General features: G+C 57.1%; 16 protein-coding genes and 1 other RNA gene. 6 read left to right on the top strand and 11 right to left on the bottom strand.

The features are described 5' to 3' along the window. Nucleotides 1–348: 348 nt before the first annotated feature. The 5 genes from QMG15_RS01895 to dapF form a co-directional block, all read right to left on the bottom strand. The gene (locus QMG15_RS01895) at nucleotides 349–1,458 is read right to left on the bottom strand and encodes a GTP-binding protein (RefSeq protein WP_281789234.1); all 1,110 of its coding nucleotides are present in this window, start codon (nucleotides 1,456–1,458) and stop codon (nucleotides 349–351) included. A gap of 31 nt (nucleotides 1,459–1,489) precedes the next feature. Beyond that, on the bottom strand, nucleotides 1,490–2,713 hold the full coding sequence (locus QMG15_RS01890) for a class I SAM-dependent methyltransferase (RefSeq protein ID WP_281789233.1): 1,224 nt from the start codon (nucleotides 2,711–2,713) through the stop codon (nucleotides 1,490–1,492). Nucleotides 2,714–2,841: 128 nt separating this feature from the next. Next, a complete protein-coding gene (locus QMG15_RS01885) occupies nucleotides 2,842–3,768 on the bottom strand; it encodes a tyrosine recombinase XerC (RefSeq protein WP_281789232.1) in 927 nt (308 codons plus the stop codon). Nucleotides 3,769–3,774: 6 nt separating this feature from the next. Continuing rightward, nucleotides 3,775–4,479, bottom strand: a complete 705-nt coding sequence (locus tag QMG15_RS01880; RefSeq protein WP_281789231.1) for a DUF484 family protein — start codon at nucleotides 4,477–4,479, stop codon at nucleotides 3,775–3,777. After that, entirely contained in the window at nucleotides 4,476–5,333 is an 858-nt protein-coding gene (gene dapF, locus QMG15_RS01875; protein WP_281789230.1) for a diaminopimelate epimerase, read from the bottom strand. Before dapF ends, QMG15_RS01880 begins: the two co-directional genes overlap by 4 nt. A 127-nt stretch (nucleotides 5,334–5,460) precedes the next feature. Between dapF and QMG15_RS01870 the strand changes: the two genes are divergently transcribed. Then, entirely contained in the window at nucleotides 5,461–6,018 is a 558-nt protein-coding gene (locus QMG15_RS01870; RefSeq protein WP_281789229.1) for a carboxymuconolactone decarboxylase family protein, read from the top strand. A gap of 77 nt (nucleotides 6,019–6,095) precedes the next feature. Here the strand turns inward: QMG15_RS01870 and QMG15_RS01865 are convergent, their stop codons facing one another. Next, nucleotides 6,096–7,076: a tripartite tricarboxylate transporter substrate binding protein gene (locus QMG15_RS01865; RefSeq protein ID WP_281789228.1), complete on the bottom strand. Its 981-nt coding sequence runs from the start codon at nucleotides 7,074–7,076 to the stop codon at nucleotides 6,096–6,098. A gap of 128 nt (nucleotides 7,077–7,204) precedes the next feature. Between QMG15_RS01865 and QMG15_RS01860 the strand changes: the two genes are divergently transcribed. Continuing rightward, complete coding sequence (locus QMG15_RS01860; protein ID WP_281789227.1) at nucleotides 7,205–8,869, top strand: MBL fold metallo-hydrolase; 1,665 nt, start codon at nucleotides 7,205–7,207, stop codon at nucleotides 8,867–8,869. An 8-nt stretch (nucleotides 8,870–8,877) separates the two neighbouring features. On the opposite strand, the gene QMG15_RS01855 is transcribed toward QMG15_RS01860, so the two are convergent. Beyond that, nucleotides 8,878–10,176 carry a phage integrase SAM-like domain-containing protein gene (locus QMG15_RS01855; protein WP_281789226.1) on the bottom strand — a complete coding sequence of 433 codons (1,299 nt, stop codon included), beginning with the start codon at nucleotides 10,174–10,176 and terminating at the stop codon, nucleotides 8,878–8,880. 125 nt (nucleotides 10,177–10,301) lie between these two features. On the opposite strand from QMG15_RS01855, the gene QMG15_RS01850 reads away from it, so the two are divergent. Together QMG15_RS01850 and QMG15_RS01845 are read left to right on the top strand one after the other, a co-directional pair. Beyond that, nucleotides 10,302–11,543: a porin gene (locus QMG15_RS01850; RefSeq protein ID WP_281789225.1), complete on the top strand. Its 1,242-nt coding sequence runs from the start codon at nucleotides 10,302–10,304 to the stop codon at nucleotides 11,541–11,543. Between the two features lie 165 nt (nucleotides 11,544–11,708). Beyond that, a complete protein-coding gene (locus QMG15_RS01845) occupies nucleotides 11,709–12,245 on the top strand; it encodes a hypothetical protein (protein ID WP_281789224.1) in 537 nt (178 codons plus the stop codon). On the opposite strand, the gene QMG15_RS01840 is transcribed toward QMG15_RS01845, so the two are convergent. After that, nucleotides 12,242–13,000 (bottom strand): fused MFS/spermidine synthase, encoded by a 759-nt coding sequence (locus QMG15_RS01840; RefSeq protein WP_281789223.1) that lies wholly within the window; start codon nucleotides 12,998–13,000, stop codon nucleotides 12,242–12,244. The genes QMG15_RS01845 and QMG15_RS01840 overlap by 4 nt on opposite strands. Nucleotides 13,001–13,066: 66 nt before the next feature. After that, nucleotides 13,067–13,417, bottom strand: an RNA gene (gene rnpB / locus QMG15_RS01835) — RNase P RNA component class A. Between the two features lie 71 nt (nucleotides 13,418–13,488). Here rnpB and QMG15_RS01830 point away from each other — a divergent pair. Continuing rightward, entirely contained in the window at nucleotides 13,489–15,312 is a 1,824-nt protein-coding gene (locus tag QMG15_RS01830) for an FAD-dependent protein (RefSeq protein WP_281789222.1), read from the top strand. After that, on the top strand, nucleotides 15,309–16,226 hold the full coding sequence (gene cysK, locus QMG15_RS01825) for a cysteine synthase A (protein WP_281789221.1): 918 nt from the start codon (nucleotides 15,309–15,311) through the stop codon (nucleotides 16,224–16,226). Before QMG15_RS01830 ends, cysK begins: the two co-directional genes overlap by 4 nt. A gap of 62 nt (nucleotides 16,227–16,288) precedes the next feature. Here the strand turns inward: cysK and QMG15_RS01820 are convergent, their stop codons facing one another. Beyond that, on the bottom strand, nucleotides 16,289–17,443 hold the full coding sequence (locus QMG15_RS01820; protein WP_281789220.1) for a hypothetical protein: 1,155 nt from the start codon (nucleotides 17,441–17,443) through the stop codon (nucleotides 16,289–16,291). Nucleotides 17,444–17,500: 57 nt separating this feature from the next. Beyond that, nucleotides 17,501–18,376 (bottom strand): protease HtpX, encoded by an 876-nt coding sequence (gene htpX, locus QMG15_RS01815; RefSeq protein WP_281789219.1) that lies wholly within the window; start codon nucleotides 18,374–18,376, stop codon nucleotides 17,501–17,503. Nucleotides 18,377–18,397: the final 21 nt, after the last annotated feature.

The following is an 18,397-nucleotide window of genomic DNA, read 5'->3' as shown; positions in this document are numbered from 1 at the left end:
TGGCTTTTTAGCAGGCACCTTTTTGGCGACCACCTTCTTCGCGGCCGCTTTCACTGGTGCAGCCTTCTTAGCCACGGGCTTAGCCGCTGGCTTGGCAGACTTTGCGGGGGTCTTCACCGCCACAGGTTTTTTCACAACTTTCTTCGCAACCGCTTTGGGCGTTGCCGCTGTTTTAGCCGCTTTTTTAGCGGGAACAGGCTTCTTAGAAGCGGTTTTCTTGGATTTAGCGTTCACTGTGGGTCTCCTGGCTGCCCCAGACGGCACGGGTGTGCTGGCAGGGTCTGGCGCGCGGGATTGTAGCCACAAACCCCAAGGCTTTATCAAATTAGCAAAAACTAACAAAATTCATTAAACCAATGATTGGTCAAGGCCTTGAATCAAGATGTCTTTGGGCAGATCAATACCGATGAACACCATCTTGCTGACGCGCTCTTCGCCTTCGGCCCAATCAGGGCCCAAATCGCTGCCCATCAACTGGTGCACACCTTGGAAGATCACCTTCTTTTCGGTGCCCTTCATATTCAGCACGCCTTTGTAGCGCAGCATCTTGGGGCCATAGATGTTGACGATGGCCCCAAGGAAGTCTTCCAACTTGGCGGGGTCGAACTGACGCTTGGACTTGTAGACAAAGCTCTTCACGTCATCGTCATGGTGGTGATGATGGCCGTGGTTGCAGTGCTCGTCGTGCACATGGTCATGGTCGCAATGCGCGTGGTCATGGCCGTGACCGTGGTCGTGTGCATGGTCGTGCTTGTGGGAAGGATGGTCGCAGTGCTCGCCATCGTGGTGGTGGTGGTGGTCGTCGTCCGACAAGAAGTCAGGATCGATGTCGAGCTTGGCGTTCAGGTTGAAGCCGCGCAGGTCAAACACCTCAGCCAACGACACCTCACCAAAGTGCACCACTTTTTGTGGGGCACGTGGGTTCATGTGCTTCAGACGGTGTTGCAAGGCATCCAGTTCAGCAGGTGACACGAGGTCAGCCTTGCTGATGAAGATTTGATCGGCAAAGCCCACTTGGCGGCGCGCTTCTTGGCGGTCGTTCAGCTGCTGAGCGGCGTGTTTGGCGTCGACCAAAGTCAAGATGGAGTCGAGCAAGAAGCTTTCGGCAATCTCGTCGTCCATGAAAAAGGTTTGTGCCACGGGGCCGGGGTCGGCCAAGCCGGTGGTTTCAATCACCACGCGGTCAAAGTCGAGCAAGCCTTTGCGCTTTTTGGCGGCCAACAGTTGCAGCGTGGTGCGCAAATCTTCGCGGATCGAGCAGCACACGCAGCCGTTGTTCATCTGAATGATTTGCTCGTTGGTGTCAGACACCAAGATTTCGTTGTCGATGTTTTCTTCGCCAAACTCGTTTTCGATGATGGCGATTTTTTGGCCGTGGGCCTCAGTCAGCACGCGCTTGAGCAAGGTGGTTTTGCCCGAGCCCAAAAAGCCGGTCAGGATGGTGGCGGGGATCAACATAGAAGAGAAGCCTTATTTCTGAACGTTTCAATCAACTCGATATTGTGGCCGACTTGGGTTTTTCAACCAGCTCAGCGGCTTTAACAACCACCAAACCCTTGAGGTATTCGCCCTCGGGGAAGGTCAGCGTCATCGGATGGTCGGGCGCACCTTGCATGCGTTCGCTGATGTAGCCATCGCACGGCGCATCGATGCCTGCGGAGGCAATGATTTTGTGGAACAAGTCCGCGCTGATGCCGCCCGAACAGCTGTAGGTGAACAGCACGCCGCCCGGCTCTAGCAGCTTGAACGCCAAGCGGTTGATGTCTTTGTAAGCGCGCGCCGCGCGGTCGGCATGGGCAGCAGACGGTGCGAACTTCGGGGGATCAAGCACGATGGCGTCAAACGTACGGCCTTCTTGAATGAATTGGCGCAAGGACGCGTTCACATCGGCATCCATCATCGTGGTGCGTGCGGCGTCAAAGCCGTTCAGTGCCACGTTGGCTTTGGCCAATTCAATCGCGGGGCCAGATGAGTCAATCGACGTCACATGCGCCGCACCGCCTGCCAAAGCGGCCACGGTAAAGCCGCCTGTGTAGCAATAGCAATTGAGCACGCGCTGAAACTGCAAACGCTTGGCGTAATCGGCAAACTTCTTGCGGCTGTCGCGTTGGTCCAAATAAAACCCGGTCTTGTGCCCCTCGGCCACGTCGAGCGACAGCTGCCAATCGTGCTCGCGCAGCACCAAGCCCGTAGCGCCCTCGCCGCGCAGCCAACCCGTCACCTCGGGCAAGCCTTCGAGCTTGCGCACGTTGGAGTCTGAGCGTTCGTAGAGTTTGGTGAGGCCTGTTTGCGCCAGCAACTCGTCGGCAATCACGCTCTTCCAGCGCTCGGTACCGCACGATAAAAACGAGGCCACCAAGATGTCGTCGTAGCGGTCCACGATGAGACCAGGTAAACCATCGGACTCGCCATGGATCAGACGCACACCGTTGCTTTGAATGTCAAACCGGCTGCGCGCTGCAATGGCACGGGCGATAGAGGCTTTGAAGAACGACGCGTCAATGCGCTGGCCTTCGTCAAAACTCCAAATGCGCGCACGAATTTTGGATTCGGGGCTGAACGAGGCCCAGCCGAGGAACTTGCCATCGTTGGCTTCGACCCGCACGGTTTCACCCGCGTCACCGCTGCCTTTGGCAATGGCGCTGTCAAAAATCCACGGGTGGCGGCGCAAGGCAGAACGCTCTTTGCCTTCTCTTAGCTTGATTGTTTTCATTGACTCGATTGTCGTTTGAGTCGTTGGTGGTTTGCGGCTGGCTTGTCTGTTTATTTCTTTGGCGTTCGTTGCGTTTATGAGTCAACTGCCCCACCCCTGACTTGGGCCGAAGCAGCAACAAAGAAGCGTTACTTCTTCCGAGCCCGAGGATGCGCAGAGTCATACGCCTGCGCCAAATGCTGAAAGTCCAACCGCGTGTACACCTGCGTGGTCGTGATGTTGGCGTGTCCCAGCAGCTCTTGCACCCCGCGCAAATCTTGGCTCGACTGCAACACATGACTGGCGAACGAGTGGCGCAGCATGTGTGGGTGCACGGGCGTGGACAAACCCGCTTTCAAGCTGCGCTGACGCAAGCGCTGCCACACGGCTTGCGCGGTCAGGCGTGCGCCGTTGCGACCAATGAACATCGCGGTTTGTTCGGCAGTGGCGGGTGTGAGGCCTTGGTCGCGCACCGCGACCCACGCTTGCATGGCCTCTAGCGCTTTACCACCCACGGGCACGCTGCGGCGCTTGCTGCCTTTGCCAAGCACGTGGGCTTCGCCGCCTTCAAAGTCAATCCAGCCTTTGGCTTGTGCGCCGGCTTGCACGTCCAGGCCCACCAGCTCGCCCACACGCAGGCCGCAGCCGTACAGCAGCTCCACCAGCGCGGCGTCGCGACACTCTAGCCACGGATCGGTGGCGTCGGGGGCGGCGTGGTATTCGGCCAGTTGCACGGCATCGTCCACGCTCAGGGCTTTGGGCAAGGGCTTTGGGGCTTTGGGGGCGCGCACGTCTTGCACGGGGTTGTTGCTGACCAAGCCTTGACGACCCAGCCACACATAAAAACCGCGCCAACCTGAGAGGATGAGCGCAATGCCGCGCCCACTGCGGCCACCGCTGTGCATCTGCGCCACCCAGCGGCGGATGTGCGTGCTCTGCACCGCGTCTAGCGCCACGTTGGCTTGGGCGGCGTAATCGGCGAGTTTTTCTAGATCTAGGGTGTAGAGCGTGACCGTGCGCTCGGCCAAGCGCTTTTCAAAGCGAACGTGGTCGAGGTAGCGGGCGACCAAGTCCATGTGTGCTTATCGCAGGTGCGACAGCGCCGCGCTGGCCAAGTCACCCATGCGTTCGATGATGGTGGTTCCCATGCCTTCGTAGTAGCGCTGTGGGTCGGGCGAGGCCAAGACCAACAAACCAATCACCGGTTGCTCGGCAGCGGTTTGTGGCGTGTCTTCGGGGCGTGTGGCGCGCAGGGCAATGAAGGCCACCGACTGCGCAGCAGCGGGGTCAGCCAGCCACTGCACGGCGTCGAAGTTGTTGTTGATGCCCACGTAGGGCTTCGTCAATGAAGCGGCGAAGTCTTTGATGGGGTCGATCACGCTTTGCGCAAAAGGCTCAATTTTGAAGTCCTCGCGCACATCCCACACCTTGATGGCCACTTGCGGCACCATGAAGTCGTGTTGGATATGGTCGGCGATGGTGTGTGGCAAATCGCGCGCGTTGTTGGTCATCAACAAGGTTTTGACCCAGCGCTGCATGCGCTCAATCAGCACCTCGTTTTCTGTGCCGTGGCGCATCATGTCCATCATGCGCAGCTCGAGGGCGCGAATCTTCTCGCGCATCATTTCGGCTTGGCGCTCTTGCAAGCTCACCGCGCGGTGGCTGTGTGGGCTGGTCAGCTTGACGGCTGAGAGCAGCTCGGCATGGCGTTCAAAAAAATCAGGCGTGTTCACCAAAAAATTGGCGATGTCGTCTTCGGTGATGGGGTTCATGGCTGAGTTCGTCATAGGGTGTCCGGAATGGTAATTTCGCCGTTGAAAACGGTGGTGGCTGGGCCGGTCATGCGCACAGATGTGTCGCCGCCCTGCCATTCGATGGTGAGTGTGCCGCCGTGGGTTTGCACGGTCACGCGTGGATCCAGCAAGCCCCAGCGAATGCCGGTGACCACCGCCGCGCAAGCGCCGGTGCCACACGCCAAGGTTTCGCCCGCACCGCGCTCGAACACACGCAAGCGCACGGCGTTGCGGCTGAGCACTTGCATGAAGCCTGCGTTCACGCGCTTAGGAAAAGCGGCATGGTTTTCAATCAAGGGGCCTTGCGCCAGCACGGGGGCGGTGTCCACATCGGCCACCACTTGCACGGCGTGCGGGTTACCCATGGAGACCACGCCCACCTTCACGGTGTCGCCGTTGCTCAGGGCCAGTTGCCACGTGGTGTCGTTCACGGCCGTGGCGTGTGCGGCAGCAAACGGCACTTGGGGCAAGTCAAACACGGGCGCGCCCATGTCGACCGTCACTTGGCCGTCTGGCATTTCTTGCAGCGTGATGACACCGCCGTGCACTTTGACGCGCACCGTGGTTTTGTCGGTCAGTCCTTGTTCGCGCACAAAGCGCACGAAGCAGCGCGAGCCGTTGCCGCACTGTTCCACCTCACCGCCATCGGCGTTGTGGATGACGTATTCAAAGTCCACGTCAGGCTGCGGCGCGGGGCGCACGGTCAAGATTTGATCTGCGCCTACGCCAAAGTGGCGGTCGGCCAGAAAACGGTAGTGGGCGGGCGTGAGGTTCAAACGCTGGGTGGTCTCGTCCAAGACCACGAAGTCATTGCCTGCGCCCTGCATTTTGGTAAAGCGAATTCGCATGGGGTGATTATCGGGCACGCCGAGCGTGTGCATGCAGGCACTGCCAATGGATGTCGCTGAGTGGTCAGGCTTTTCACGCGCTTGCGTTTATGCTCGCAGCCTCTTTTCAAACAAACACCTGACTCACATGCGCATTCCTGCCTGGACCCCTGAACAAAAACACCAACCGCAAGATTTGGTGGACGCCATCCTCGCCCGTCGCGGCGGTGAACTGATGAACCTTGACCGCGCTTTGCTTTGGAGCGAGCCTGTGGCCCGCGGCTGGAATGTGTATTTGAAAAACGTGCGCACCGGCCTATCCACCAGCCGCAAGCTGTGCGAACTGGGCATTTGCACCGTGGCTTTGTTGACCGGCGCCAAGTACGAGTACCACCACCATGCGCCCGACTTCCTCACTGCAGGCGGCACACAAGACCAGCTAGACGCTTTGAACCGCGTGGTGCAAGGCGATCCACGTCAACCCGTGACCGATGCCGCGTTGGGCGACGTTGAGCGCTTGGTGGTTCAATACGCTGCGCAAATGACGCGCGATGTCAAAGTCGAAGACGGCCTGTTTGCAGCCTTGCAAGCGCGTTTCACCACCACAGAGCTGGTCGAACTCACCACGGCCATTGCCACCTACAACATGGTGGCTCGCTTCTTGGTGGCTTTGCAAATCACGCCTGATGGCGAAGCACCACGCTAAGCACGGCGACGTTCAACTGCCACAACAAAAAAGCCACCCAACGGGTGGCTTTTTTGTGGGTAAACACATTTGAGAAATTAATCTGCCTTGATGTTGTTGTCCTTCACGACCTTGGACCAGATGTTCATTTGCTTGTCAATGAACGTGCTGGCTTGCACCACGCTACCGCCCATGATGTCGATGCCTTGCGCATCCAGCTTCTTGGCCACTTCAGGGTTTTTCAACACTTTGTTGAGTTCTTCGTTCATGCGTTTGACGATGTCTGGTGGCGTCTTTGCAGAGGCCAAGACAGCCCACCATGCCGGCGCTTCAAACCCGGGATAACCGTTTTCGGCGATGGTTGGCACGTTGGGCAGGTCAGCCGCGCGCTTGGTGGTGGTCACGGCTAAAGGGCGCATGCGACCACTGTCAATGTGGGGTTTGGTCACAAACACCGAACCAACCGACAAAGGCACGTGGCCCGCGACGGCATCACTCATCATGGGGCCGCCGCCTTTGTAAGGCACATGCGTCCATTCCACATGGGCGTCCTTACCCAACAAGGCCATGGCCAAATGGCCCAAGCTGCCGTTGCCAATCGAGCCGAAGCTCACGTTCTTTTTAGCTTTCGCCGCGGCAATGACATCGGCGAAAGTTTTGTATTCGGAATTCACGTGGGTCGCCAGCACCATGGGCGAAGTGCCCACCAACACCAAGGGAACCAAATCTTTCTTGCTGTCAAACGGCATGCTGGGGTTCAGGCTGGGGTTCACGCCGTGTGTGTCAAACACCACGGCAAAGGTGTAACCGTCGGCCGGCGCTTGCACCACGGCCGCTGTGCCAATGACGCCCGAGGCACCGCCACGGTTTTCCACAATCACGGTCTGGCCCAACTGCTGTTGCAACGGCTGCGCAATGATGCGGGCCACTTGGTCCACAGAGCCACCGGGTGGGAACACCGCCACCAACTTGATCGGTTGCTTGCTTGGCCATGCTTGCGCAACGGCCAGCTGCGGCACGCTGAGGGCGGCCAAAGTCAGGGCCAAGCCCAGCGCGGTTTTGAAAGTGCGTCGTTGCATCCAGAAGTCTCCTAAACAATTTGTCTAAGTCAAATTGTTGATGCAAGCGAGCCTCAAATTCATGCGGCTTTTACGCAAGGGTAAACACTCATAAACCCCCATTTCTTAGGCTTCTTCATAATGTGCCCATGGTCCGCTCTACCCAACTCCTTCACCCTCATCAAGAACCCGCGCGCATCTTGCCTGCCGCCACCGTGCTGTTGCTGCGCGATGGCCCACAAGGCTTAGAAGTGCTGATGACCCGCCGCTCCATGACCGCCAGCTTTGCACCCGGTGCCTATGTGTTTCCGGGCGGGGGCATTGACGCCGCAGATGCGCTGGCTCACCCGCACGCCAAACGCCGCGCCACGCAAAGCGACTTGCACCTGACCCAAGCCATCGCGGCCATCCGCGAAAGCTTTGAAGAACTGGGCATTTTGCTGGCCCGCCACGCCAACGGGAAAATGGCCAACGCCGCAGACATTGCCGCGCTGGACCGTCATGCAGCCCAAGGCGAATTTGCGCAGCAATGCGCCACACACGGATTGACACTGGCCGCCGACGAGGTGTTTGTGTTGGCCCACTGGATCACCGACCGCGACCTGCCTCGCCGTTTTGATGTGCCCTTTCTCGTGGCGCGCATGCCCGATGCACAAACGCCCGTCGCTGACGAAAAAGAACAATTCGAACCCGTGTGGGTACGCCCTGCCGATGCTTTGACTCGCCACGCTGAAGGCAACTTTTTCATCATCTACCCCACCATCCGCACGCTAGAGCGTCTGCAAAGCTACGTCACGGTGGACAGCGTGTTGGCCGATTGCGCCAGCGAACAACCTTGGTTCACCAGCTGCCCACGCGCCGGCTGGTTGGGCGGCAAAGAAGCCCGCTACATGGAGCACGAAGCGCCCTTTGGCGAACTCGCCCTCACCTGCCCCGACGGGCAAATGCTGCACCACCTCGATTGGGTGACCGACCAAACCGTGCTGCTGCTGAAAAACGTGCAACGCCTCACCGCCCCCAACCCCGGCGTGATGACCGGTCCGGGCACCAACAGCTATTTGGTGGGTGACCCCGACACGGGCTACGCCGCCATCGACCCCGGCCCCGCTGACACCGAACACATAGACCGTTTGTGGCGCGCTGCGGGCGGCAACATTCGCTACATCGTGTGCACCCACTCGCACCCTGACCACTCACCCGGTGCGGCCCCGCTTCAAGCCTTGTGCGAACAGCACGGCCACAAGCCCCCTATCTTGGGACTCGCCTCACAGCCCACCGCACGCGCACACAGCGCCTTCACCCCTGACCGCGAGCTGGATGATGGTGAGTGTTTGGTGTTGCAAGGCTCAACCGTCACGCACACACTGCGAGTCATCCACACCCCTGGCCACGCAGCCAACCACCTGTGCTTGGTGCTGGAAGAAGATGGCTTGTTGTTCAGTGGCGACCATGTGCTCAACGGCAGCACCACCGTCATCGACCCGCCCGACGGCAACATGCACGACTACTTGAACTCACTCGACAAACTGTTGGCCGCGTGTGAACAAGACCGCATCGACTTCGTCCTGCCCGCCCACGGGTATGTGTTGGGCAATCTGTGGGATGAGCCGCATGATGCGCGTGCGTGCATCACGCACCTCAAAGCGCATCGCCTCAAACGCGAAGCCAAGATTTTGAGGGTCATGCAACAACACCCCGAAGGCAGCATGGACGATTGGGTCAAGCTGGCCTACGACGATGTGCCACCACGCTTGTGGCCTGTGGCCATGCGTTCGTTGTTGGCGCATGTGGAGCGTATTCGGTCCTTAGGCTGAAGTCACGATCAGCGCTTGCCATGCAGCAAAGCGATGTTCATCTCTGCTGACAACGTGCTGGCATAAAACTTCTCGATCATCTCGACCGATGTGCGCGCGTTTCTAGCCAAAGTTAACAAATCAATGTTGCCGCCATAAATCAACCGAAACGTGATGGCCGTATGCCGCAAACTGTAAAGTGTTCGTTCCGTGCCATGGGGACCTTGCTTGAGATCTAACTCTCTCAAAATCCAATTGAACAACCAGCCGATGATGTCAAGCATCAACCGTCGGTTTCGTTCCTCTGGAAAGAACACATAGTCATCGGGTAGGCCAAACCCCTGCTCTTTTTGTTGCTGCAAAACTCGTTCGTAAATACCCACCGCAGAAGGCAAGCTAACCATCGGCGCTTTGTGCCGCTTAACTTCAGGCAGTGTCAGTCGCAAATAATTGAAACTGCCTTTCACCACCTCAACATGTTTATTTTTGAGTTGTCGAATATCACCGGGTCTGACAAATGTATAGACCATGAAACGAATCAGGGCGTTCATGGACTCGGGCATTTGCTGGTATTTCTTTTTGATCCAAGGACGCTTGCCATCACCCCAATTCGTAAACGCTACACCTCGAAGCGTCTTCGCCCTCCTCAAGATAGCGCGGTATTCGGTCACCGTGAACGCGCCACGCGAATTGGGTGGTGATTTGATCTTTGGAAACAGCGGATGTTTATCGATCAACTCTTTACGCAGCAACAAGCGCAACAGCTTTCGCATCAACGCGATGTAGCCAACAATTGTTGGTGGCGCCAGCTTTTTCTCAGTTAAAAAACTAACGAATGCCTCCATCGTTTCGGTCTTGATTTGCCTCAACGTGCAAGTCTTTAAAAAATCAAACACCAACCCTTCCAAACGACCTTTGGTCATCAAAAATGACCCCAGCGTGATCTCATCTCGGCACAAACGCTCTTGCTCCGTCGCCAACACCTCTTGAATCAAATCATGCAAAAGCCGCTGATTTTCTATGTAGGCTGACATCTCATCCAACACTGGCAGAACGCCTCGTTCATTCACAACACCACGCATTTTTAGATCCGCATAAAAATGCTGCGCTAACAACTCAGCCTCTCGCTTCTCTGTCGTTTTCAAACTTTTAACAATGTACTTGCCGTGGTTGAACAAACGCACCTGCCAATACTTACTTCCCGCGATTCGAAAAATCTTGAGTTTTTCGGGCAACCCTTGCACCTGCGAAAAACTCTGCTTGATGGGCGAATTGCGTGCCTTCGGAATAAAAAAATAATCTTCGTTGGCTGGGGTTTGGGTGAGCATTTTTGATTTTTCAAAACAAGGATGAAGGGTGTACGTAGTTCGTAACTCTGGAAAGTTATGAACACGCAAATCCTAGGAAAAATCATTAACCCTGACAGAGACTTAATTCATCAGATGGCTTAGCAGTGGCAATAACCCTCGTTGCTATCGCAGCACTCGCAGCCTTCGGCGCACAAGCTCAATCTTCTGTGTCTTTAACCGGCAACATCGACCTCGGCTACGCCGTGACAACTGAAAAAGGCAGCAGCACTGCTGTTAACACTAACGAAGTTGCAGCTGATGCAACTACACGTAAGCAATCACGTCCATTGGGTAACGGCGCTGAAGGCTGGACTTCTAGCCAAGTCGTGATGACTATCAATGAAGACATCGGTGGCGGCGTGAAAGCTGGCTACGTGTTGGACATGAACCTGAGCTCATGGGGCGCTGGTGCTGATTCTGCAAACCAAGGTTTGGGTACACAACGCCAATCCTTCTTGTCTTTGTCTGACGCCAAGCTGGGCGAAGTACGTGCTGGCTATCAATACACACTGCAAGACCAAATCCAAGGTGGTGTCGGTCGTGCAACACCTACTGGTAACGTCGGTGGCCGTATCCAAAACTTCTCATTCAACACAGACCCTAACCGTGCAGCTTTGGCCAGCGGTAAAGTCAACCGCGAAGGTTACGAAGTTATTTCTGCTGGTAACGTTACCCGCGCAAACGCATTCCAATACGCTTCACCCGTGTTCAGCGGTTTCCAAGGTATGGTGCAATACGCAACAGTCGCTGATGACAAAACATCAACTACCGCCAATGCTGGTGGCAAGGCTGATGGCAAGTTGACTGCTGTTGCAGCGAAGTACAGCCAAGGCCCTTTGAACTTGGGTTTGGCTTATCAAGAATTGGTGTCTGATGCAGCTACCTACGGCACTGCAGCAACTAAAGATCTGAAAGTTACAACAAAAGACACGACTTTTGCTGCTAACTACGATTTCCAAGTTGCCAAAGTCTTCTTGAACACTTTCACACGCAAATCTGATGTTGCTGCTGGTACAGGAATGAACGGCACGATTGATACCAGCGCATGGGGCTTGTTCAAGAACAATGGTTCCCTCAAGCGCACAGGTACTGACTTGGGCGTGAGCGCTCCATTCGGTAAAACCACCGTATTCGCTGCGTACGGTTCAGGTAAGTACACCATCGACACAGACAATACAGGTTCTGGCGATGCAAAAATCAAAGGCCGTTTGTTGGGTGCTACTTATGACTTCAGCAAGCGTACTTCTTTGAATGCTTACTATGCATTCACAAAAGCAACTTACGAAGGTCAAGTTAACGAAGCTTCTAAAAAGAACGTTGGTTTCGGTTTGCGTCACCAGTTCTAATCCCCCCACTGGCTTAGCCAGTTAAGGATTTAAAGTCTAAAACCCCATCGCTCGCAAGAGCGGTGGGGTTTTTCATTGCGAACTCTCAAATGACATCTACGTCATACAAAACGGGAATGACACAGACGTCACGCACCTATCGTGGCGCTCTGGCTATCGTGGCGCATGCACGTGATCAACCAGAGAAATTGCCAGCCTTGCACTGCCTGTTGCGAAGGATGGCTGGATATTGAAGCGCCACCGGCCCACGCCGATTTAGGTCAAGCCTGTACACATTGCACCCGCCAAGGTTGCAGCATTTACGATGCGCGCCCCCAAGACCCTTGCCAAAGTTTCCATTGCGCTTGGCGCCAAGAGGGCACGCTGCTGCCACACAACATGCGCCCTGATTTATCAGGTGCCATCGTGATGTTGGATCAACTGGAGTGGCAAGGCGAAGACGTCATCGTGGCCGTGGCCACAGGCACGCGGATTCCAGCGCGTACATTCCATTGGCTCTGCAGCTTGGCAAAAGTCACGGCCCGTGAATTGGTTGCCGTGGAGTACAAAAAAGATGCCCAGGGGTTCAATGGTGAGTTCAATTTGCGCACAACCGGCACCGAGGATTTCAGAAAAGTCATGGTGACGTACTTTGCTCAAAAAGGGTTTGCCAGCACCGATCTTTCGCGGGAACGTCGCATTCTGGAAATGGTGGCGCTCTAAGTCTGCGCAGGCGCTTGCGTCGCTAAAAACACCCGCGCCACGCTGGGCGAGAATTGCGCCCACGCCTCATCGCTCATGTGCGCAGGCTTGTGTTTGCTGTAAGTGATTTTTGTGTCTTTAGAAAAATCGTGCATCGCAAACACCACGCAGTTGGTCGTGCCGGGTGCGTTGACCACCCACAGCGCCCCATCAAAGGCAGACTCCATGCGGTCTACATACACATCACGGTACGCGCTGAATCGGTGCAAGTTGGCCACCGCCACACCGCCTGAAGTCAACACGCGTCGGCAATCTGAATAAAACTGCGGCGAACACAGCTGCTCGGGCATGCCTTGTGGATCAAAGCCATCGACCATCACCACATCAAAGCTTTGCTCGGTCTGCGCCATGAAGTCTGCTGCATCCATTTGCAGCACTTGAAAGCGTACGTCGTCATCGGGAATGCAAAAGCTTTGGCGCAGCGCAATGACGTGTGGGTTGATCTCGACCACGGTGATGTGCGTGTGGGGCAAATGCTTGTAACAAAACTTGGCGAGTGAACCACCGCCCAAGCCCACCATCAAGATGCGTTTGGGTTGCGGCTGAAACAGCAGCACGCCCATCATCAAACGCGTGTACTCAAACTGCAGCTCATCGGGCCGTGCCACGCTCATGCGGCTTTGAATGTCGATGTCTGAAAACACCATCGACTTACTCAGAGCCGTTTCATGCACGATGGGTTTTTCAAAATCGTCGTCGGGCGTTGGGTGTGGCATCTCGTTCTTTCAAAGTGAGATGCACGTCAGCCCAAGCGAACGAGAGAAATCTCGGGGGAAATAAAAGTGTGAAGCTCGCCGATACGCCGGATTCTGTGCACGCGGGTTGCCCCACGCGTGACCGTCATTAATCTGGGCCGAGGGTCGCCCACTCGGCTCGGTGCTACCTACCCGCCAACCATTCCTGCGGACCACAAGATCAAGGAACGCGGCGAACCGCGCCCTCGGGGCTGGCCTACTTGGTATTGCTGCGCGTAGAGATTGCCCGTTTCACCCGAACTAAATCGGCTCGTCTCTGTTGCTCTGATCCTCACCTCACGGTGGAGAGGTGTTACCTCTTACGCTGTCCTTCGCAGTCCGGACGTTCCTCCAGTGCCTGGTTTCCCAGATTGCACCAGCGACGGCCTAGCGAGCTTCACACCCTGATTATCGACGGATAATTTGCAATTCCATTCATAACTTGCCCGATCACCACGGGCCACACGCTTGTGATTCGACTCTCAGAACTCAAACTCCCGCTGTCTGCCCTGCCTGTAGAAGAACGCCGCGCTGCCGATGCGCCCGCCGAAACCGAGGCAGACCGCCAGCTTCCACCTCACCCTCTCGATGCGTTGCGCACCTTGGCCGCTGAAGCCTTGGGTGTGGCGACAGACGCCATCGCCACGCTGGAGGTGTTCAAACGCAGCTTTGACGCCCGTAAACAAAACTTGCTGGTGGTCTACATCGTGGACATCACCTTGGTTGATCCGTCGCAAGAGGCTGCACTGCTGGCGAAGTACGCAAAAAACTCACACATTCAACCCACGCCCGACATGACGTGGCATGCGCCCGCCCACGCACCAGGTGATTGGGGCAAAAACCAAGGCGAACGCCCCGTGGTGGTGGGCTTTGGGCCGTGCGGAATTTTTGCGGCGCTGGTGTTGGCGCAAATGGGTTTCAAGCCCATCGTGATTGAGCGCGGCACCACCGTGCGTCAACGCACCAAAGACACTTGGGGCCTGTGGCGTAAAAAGATTTTGAACGTCGAGAGCAACGTGCAGTTTGGCGAAGGTGGTGCAGGCACGTTTTCGGACGGCAAGCTGTACAGCCAAATCAAAGACCCGCGCCACCTGGGCCGCAAGGTGATGAACGAGTTTGTGCGCTTTGGTGCACCCGAAGAAATTTTGTTCACCGCGCACCCGCACATCGGCACGTTCAAGCTGGTGAAGGTGGTGGAAGGGCTGCGCGAAGAAATCATTCGCCTCGGTGGCGAGGTGCGCTTTGAGCAACGCGTGGTGGATATCGAGTACGAAGACACCGCGAGCCATGCGTCCAGAGCCATCCGAGCGCTGCGCATTCACAACCACGCCACGGGCGAGACCTACACCCTACCCACCCACCACGTGGTGATGGCGCTGGGCCACAGTTCGCGCGACACGTTCACCATGCTGCATCGCCATGCGGTGGCGATGGAGGCCAAACCGTTTTCAGTGGGTGTGCGCATTGAGCACCCGCAAGGCGTGATTGACCGCGCACGTTGGGGCCAACACGCGGGCCACCCGCTGCTGGGCGCAGCCGACTACAAGCTGGTGCACCACGCTGAAAACGGCCGTGCCGTGTATAGCTTTTGCATGTGCCCCGGCGGCACCGTGGTGGCCGCCACCAGCGAAGCAGGCCGTGTGGTGACCAACGGCATGAGCCAATACTCACGCGCCGAACGCAACGCCAACGCCGGCATCGTGGTGAGCATTGACCCCAGCGATTACCCCACAGACCCCGCCGCCTTTGAAGCCGAGTTGGGCCAAGAGCTGGGCAACGCCGTGCGCCACACCACACACGATGCGCCCGGTGGCTACCACCCGCTCGCAGGCTTGGTGCTGCAACGCCAACTCGAAGCCCACGCCTACACACTGGGCGGCAGTACCTACGAAGCGCCCGCTCAACTGGTGGGCGACTTTGTGGCCGACCGTGCCTCCACCGCCTTGGGCAGTGTGGCGCCGTCTTATAAACCCGGCGTGAAGATGGTCAGCCTCAACAGCGCGCTGCCCGACTACGCCATCACCGCCATGCGCGAAGCGCTGCCGGTGTTCGGTAAAAAAATCAAAGGCTTTGACATGCACGACGCAGTGATGACAGGTGTGGAAACACGCACCTCATCGCCCCTGCGCATCGCACGCGAAGACGACAGCTTGCAAAGCCCCAACCTAGCAGGTCTTTACCCCGCAGGCGAAGGTGCGGGTTATGCGGGCGGCATTTTGTCGGCGGGCGTGGATGGCATTAAAGTCGGCGAAGCCGTCGCACGACACATCATTTCTTCTAGGAGCAACCCATGAAAGCCAACAGCGTTTTAGACACCATCGGTAACACGCCACACATTCGTATCAACCATTTGTTTGGCAACACGCATCAGGTGTGGGTCAAGTCCGAGCGCACCAACCCCGGTGGCTCCATCAAAGACCGCATCGCTTTGGCGATGGTGGAAGCAGCAGAAAAGTCGGGCGCGCTCAAAGCAGGCGGCACCATCATCGAGCCCACCTCGGGCAACACAGGCGTGGGCTTGGCCATGGTGGCCGCTGTGAAAGGCTACAAACTCATCTTGGTCATGCCTGACAGCATGAGCATCGAACGCCGCCGCTTGATGCTGGCCTACGGCGCCACGTTTGATTTGACACCCCGCGAAAAAGGCATGAAGGGCGCCATCGCCCGCGCCGAAGAACTGGCAGCACAAACACCTGGCGCATGGATTCCACAACAGTTTGAAAACCCCGCCAACATCGACGTGCACACTCGCACCACCGCGCAAGAAATCATCGCGGACTTCCCCGAAGGCGTAGACGTGCTCATCACCGGCGTGGGCACGGGCGGCCATTTAACAGGCGCGGCCAAAGTGCTCAAAGCCAAATGGCCTCGCCTGAAGGTGTATGCGGTGGAACCCACGGCCTCGCCCGTCATTTCAGGCGGCGCCCCCGCACCCCACCCGATCCAAGGCATTGGCGCGGGCTTCATTCCTAAAAACCTGGACACCACGTTGCTCGATGGCGTGATTCAAGTCGAAGCCGATGCCGCCCGCGAAATGGGCCGCCGCAGTGCGGCAGAAGAAGGTTTGTTGGTCGGCATTTCGTCGGGTGCGACGCTGGCTGCGATTGCGCAGAAGCTGCCAGAGATTGCTGCGGGCGCCACCGTGCTGGGCTTTAACTACGACACGGGCGAGCGTTACTTGTCGGTGGAAGGTTACTTGCCGGTCTAACCCATCAAGTGCTCATTAGGACCAACAAAAAGGCTCGCAAATGCGAGCCTTTTTTCAATATTTCAGCGGTAGAGCAACCGGTCTAAATCCGTCAGCTCAGCCCGCGCTTCCTTGGCCAGCTGCGCTTGTTCTTTGAGCCAGCGCTTCAACTCAGCTTCGTTTTGAATGCGGCGCAAGTCGCGCTCCAGCATGTCCACCTCATGCTCTTTGTCACGCAACTGAATGGCGAGTGCGCGTGCCAAGCTCTCGGCACTGATGTGGTCGAGTTCGTTCACGCCAAGATAGTGGCGAATTTCAAACTGGGCTTGGGCTTCGTCTTCTTCCAATGCTTCCACTTGCTCTTTGAGCAGCAGGCACATGGCGTTGAGTTTGTCATCGGCGATGCGGCTCAACGCTGCGCTGTCGATCTGTGCAATCTGCAATTGCAGCTTGAGCAGTTCCGACAAGTTTTTGCGGTCATACGCCGCGTTGACTTCGCTCATCAGCGCGGTCTTACGCAAGCGCTCGGCCTCATCGGGTTCGCGGTCGGGGTGCAAGGCGCTGGCGAGTTGGCGATACACGGTGCGTAGCGCGGTGTTGGCATCCATCTTTTGTTGCGCGTCTTTGAGCTGGCGAGCGGCTGGTTTTTTCTTGGCCTTCTTGGCTTGGCGTTTGTCTTCTAAACGCTGTTGCTGTTCGCGGTATTGGCGTAAACCGGCTTCAAACACGGCCTCTGCGGTGTGCAAATCGTCCGCGCCGTGCAAGGGCTTGCCAAACAAATCTTCAAACACGGCTTTGGCATGTTCGGCACCTGCAAGCGCCTCTTCGGCCAAGGCTTGGGCGTCTTCTTCGCTGTGGTGTTGGTTGAACACGGCTTGCACTTGGCCGTCGTTTTTGTGCTCTAGCGCTTCGCATAGCGCAAGAATGATTTGCGTGGCACTGCGTCGGTGAGTGGCGGTCAGTTCGGCACTGTGCAAGCGGCCATCTAAAAACAGCAACAGGTTTTTACGCGCGGCGTCTTCTTGGCTTTTCAAAGCGCTCATGGCGGTCAAGTGACTGCTGCGGTGCTGCGTGGACAACGCCTCTAAATTCGCAATCGAATCAGACAACTGCGAGACACGCGCCAGCAAGGTGTTGAAACGTTTTTGCGCAGGCGTGAGTTCAGCGGCAGGCTGAATGGCAACGGTCGCCACAGCTTGCGCTGGGGCGACCGTCCAAGGTGACGCGGGTTGATTCACAGAAAAAACTTCATCTCAACAATACCGTTTCATGCCTGAGCACCGTGGCCTACGCCATCAACGCGGCGCGTTTTGCAAGGCAGCAATGCGCTCTTCCAACGGCGGATGCGAGGCAAACAGCTTGCCCAAACCACCGGTGATGCCCATCGCGGCCACGCTGGGTGGCAAGTTGCCGGCTTGCATGCTGTTCAAACGGGCCAAGGCGTTGATCATGGGTTGCTTGTTGCCCAAGAGCTGCGCCGAGCCTTCGTCCGCACGGAATTCGCGGTGACGGCTGAACCACGCCACGATCATGCTGGCCACAAAGCCCAGCACGATGTCCAGCACGAAGCTGGTGATGTAGTAGCCCATGCCGGGGCCGGTGGATTCGTCGTCTTTGCTGCGCAGCATGTTGTCGACAAAGTAGCCGATGACGCGGCTCAAGAACACCACAAAGGTGTTGAGCACGCCTTGGATGAGCGTGAGCGTGACCATGTCGCCGTTCGCGACGTGGGCAATCTCGTGGCCCAGCACGGCTTCAATTTCTTCTTTGGTCATGCCTTGCAGCAAACCGGTAGACACCGCCACCAAGGCTGAGTTTTTAAAGGCACCGGTGGCAAAGGCATTGGGCTCACCTTCGTAGATGGCCACTTCGGGCATGGCGATGCCAGCACGCTCAGACAAGCGTTGCACCACGCTGACCAACCAAGCTTCGTCTTGGTTGCAGGGTTGGTTGATGACGTGCGCGCCCGTGCTCCACTTGGCCATGGGCTTGCTCATCAAGAGCGAAATGATGGCACCGCCAAAACCCATAATGAGCGAGAAGCCCAGCAAGGCCGACAAGTTCAAGCCGTTGGACGTGAGGTAGCGGTTGACGCCGAGCAAACTGGCGACGACCCCCAGCACCACCATGACGGCGAGGTTGGTGAGGACGAACAGAAGAATGCGTTTCATGGTTTCCTTTTCAGCGGGGAA

Source organism: Limnohabitans sp. INBF002, assembly GCF_027924905.1.
GTDB lineage: Bacteria > Pseudomonadota > Gammaproteobacteria > Burkholderiales > Burkholderiaceae_C > Limnohabitans.
Note: the sequence above shows the minus strand (reverse complement) of the source record. Positions and strands in the feature narration are given on the sequence as shown.

Bases quoted from the DNA above. Each gene is read 5' to 3' on its own strand.
- QMG15_RS01880 (WP_281789231.1), bottom strand. From the start codon at position 4,479: ATGACGAACTCAGCCATGAACCCCATCACCGAAGACGACATCGCCAAT.
- QMG15_RS01845 (WP_281789224.1), top strand. From the start codon at position 11,709: ATGCACGTGATCAACCAGAGAAATTGCCAGCCTTGCACTGCCTGTTGC.
- cysK (WP_281789221.1), top strand. From the start codon at position 15,309: ATGAAAGCCAACAGCGTTTTAGACACCATCGGTAACACGCCACACATT.
- QMG15_RS01885 (WP_281789232.1), bottom strand. From the start codon at position 3,768: ATGGACTTGGTCGCCCGCTACCTCGACCACGTTCGCTTTGAAAAGCGC.
- QMG15_RS01890 (WP_281789233.1), bottom strand. From the start codon at position 2,713: ATGAAAACAATCAAGCTAAGAGAAGGCAAAGAGCGTTCTGCCTTGCGC.
- QMG15_RS01840 (WP_281789223.1), bottom strand. From the start codon at position 13,000: ATGCCACACCCAACGCCCGACGACGATTTTGAAAAACCCATCGTGCAT.
- htpX (WP_281789219.1), bottom strand. From the start codon at position 18,376: ATGAAACGCATTCTTCTGTTCGTCCTCACCAACCTCGCCGTCATGGTG.
- QMG15_RS01855 (WP_281789226.1), bottom strand. From the start codon at position 10,176: ATGCTCACCCAAACCCCAGCCAACGAAGATTATTTTTTTATTCCGAAG.
- QMG15_RS01860 (WP_281789227.1), top strand. From the start codon at position 7,205: ATGGTCCGCTCTACCCAACTCCTTCACCCTCATCAAGAACCCGCGCGC.
- QMG15_RS01870 (WP_281789229.1), top strand. From the start codon at position 5,461: ATGCGCATTCCTGCCTGGACCCCTGAACAAAAACACCAACCGCAAGAT.
- dapF (WP_281789230.1), bottom strand. From the start codon at position 5,333: ATGCGAATTCGCTTTACCAAAATGCAGGGCGCAGGCAATGACTTCGTG.
- QMG15_RS01865 (WP_281789228.1), bottom strand. From the start codon at position 7,076: ATGCAACGACGCACTTTCAAAACCGCGCTGGGCTTGGCCCTGACTTTG.
- QMG15_RS01895 (WP_281789234.1), bottom strand. From the start codon at position 1,458: ATGTTGATCCCCGCCACCATCCTGACCGGCTTTTTGGGCTCGGGCAAA.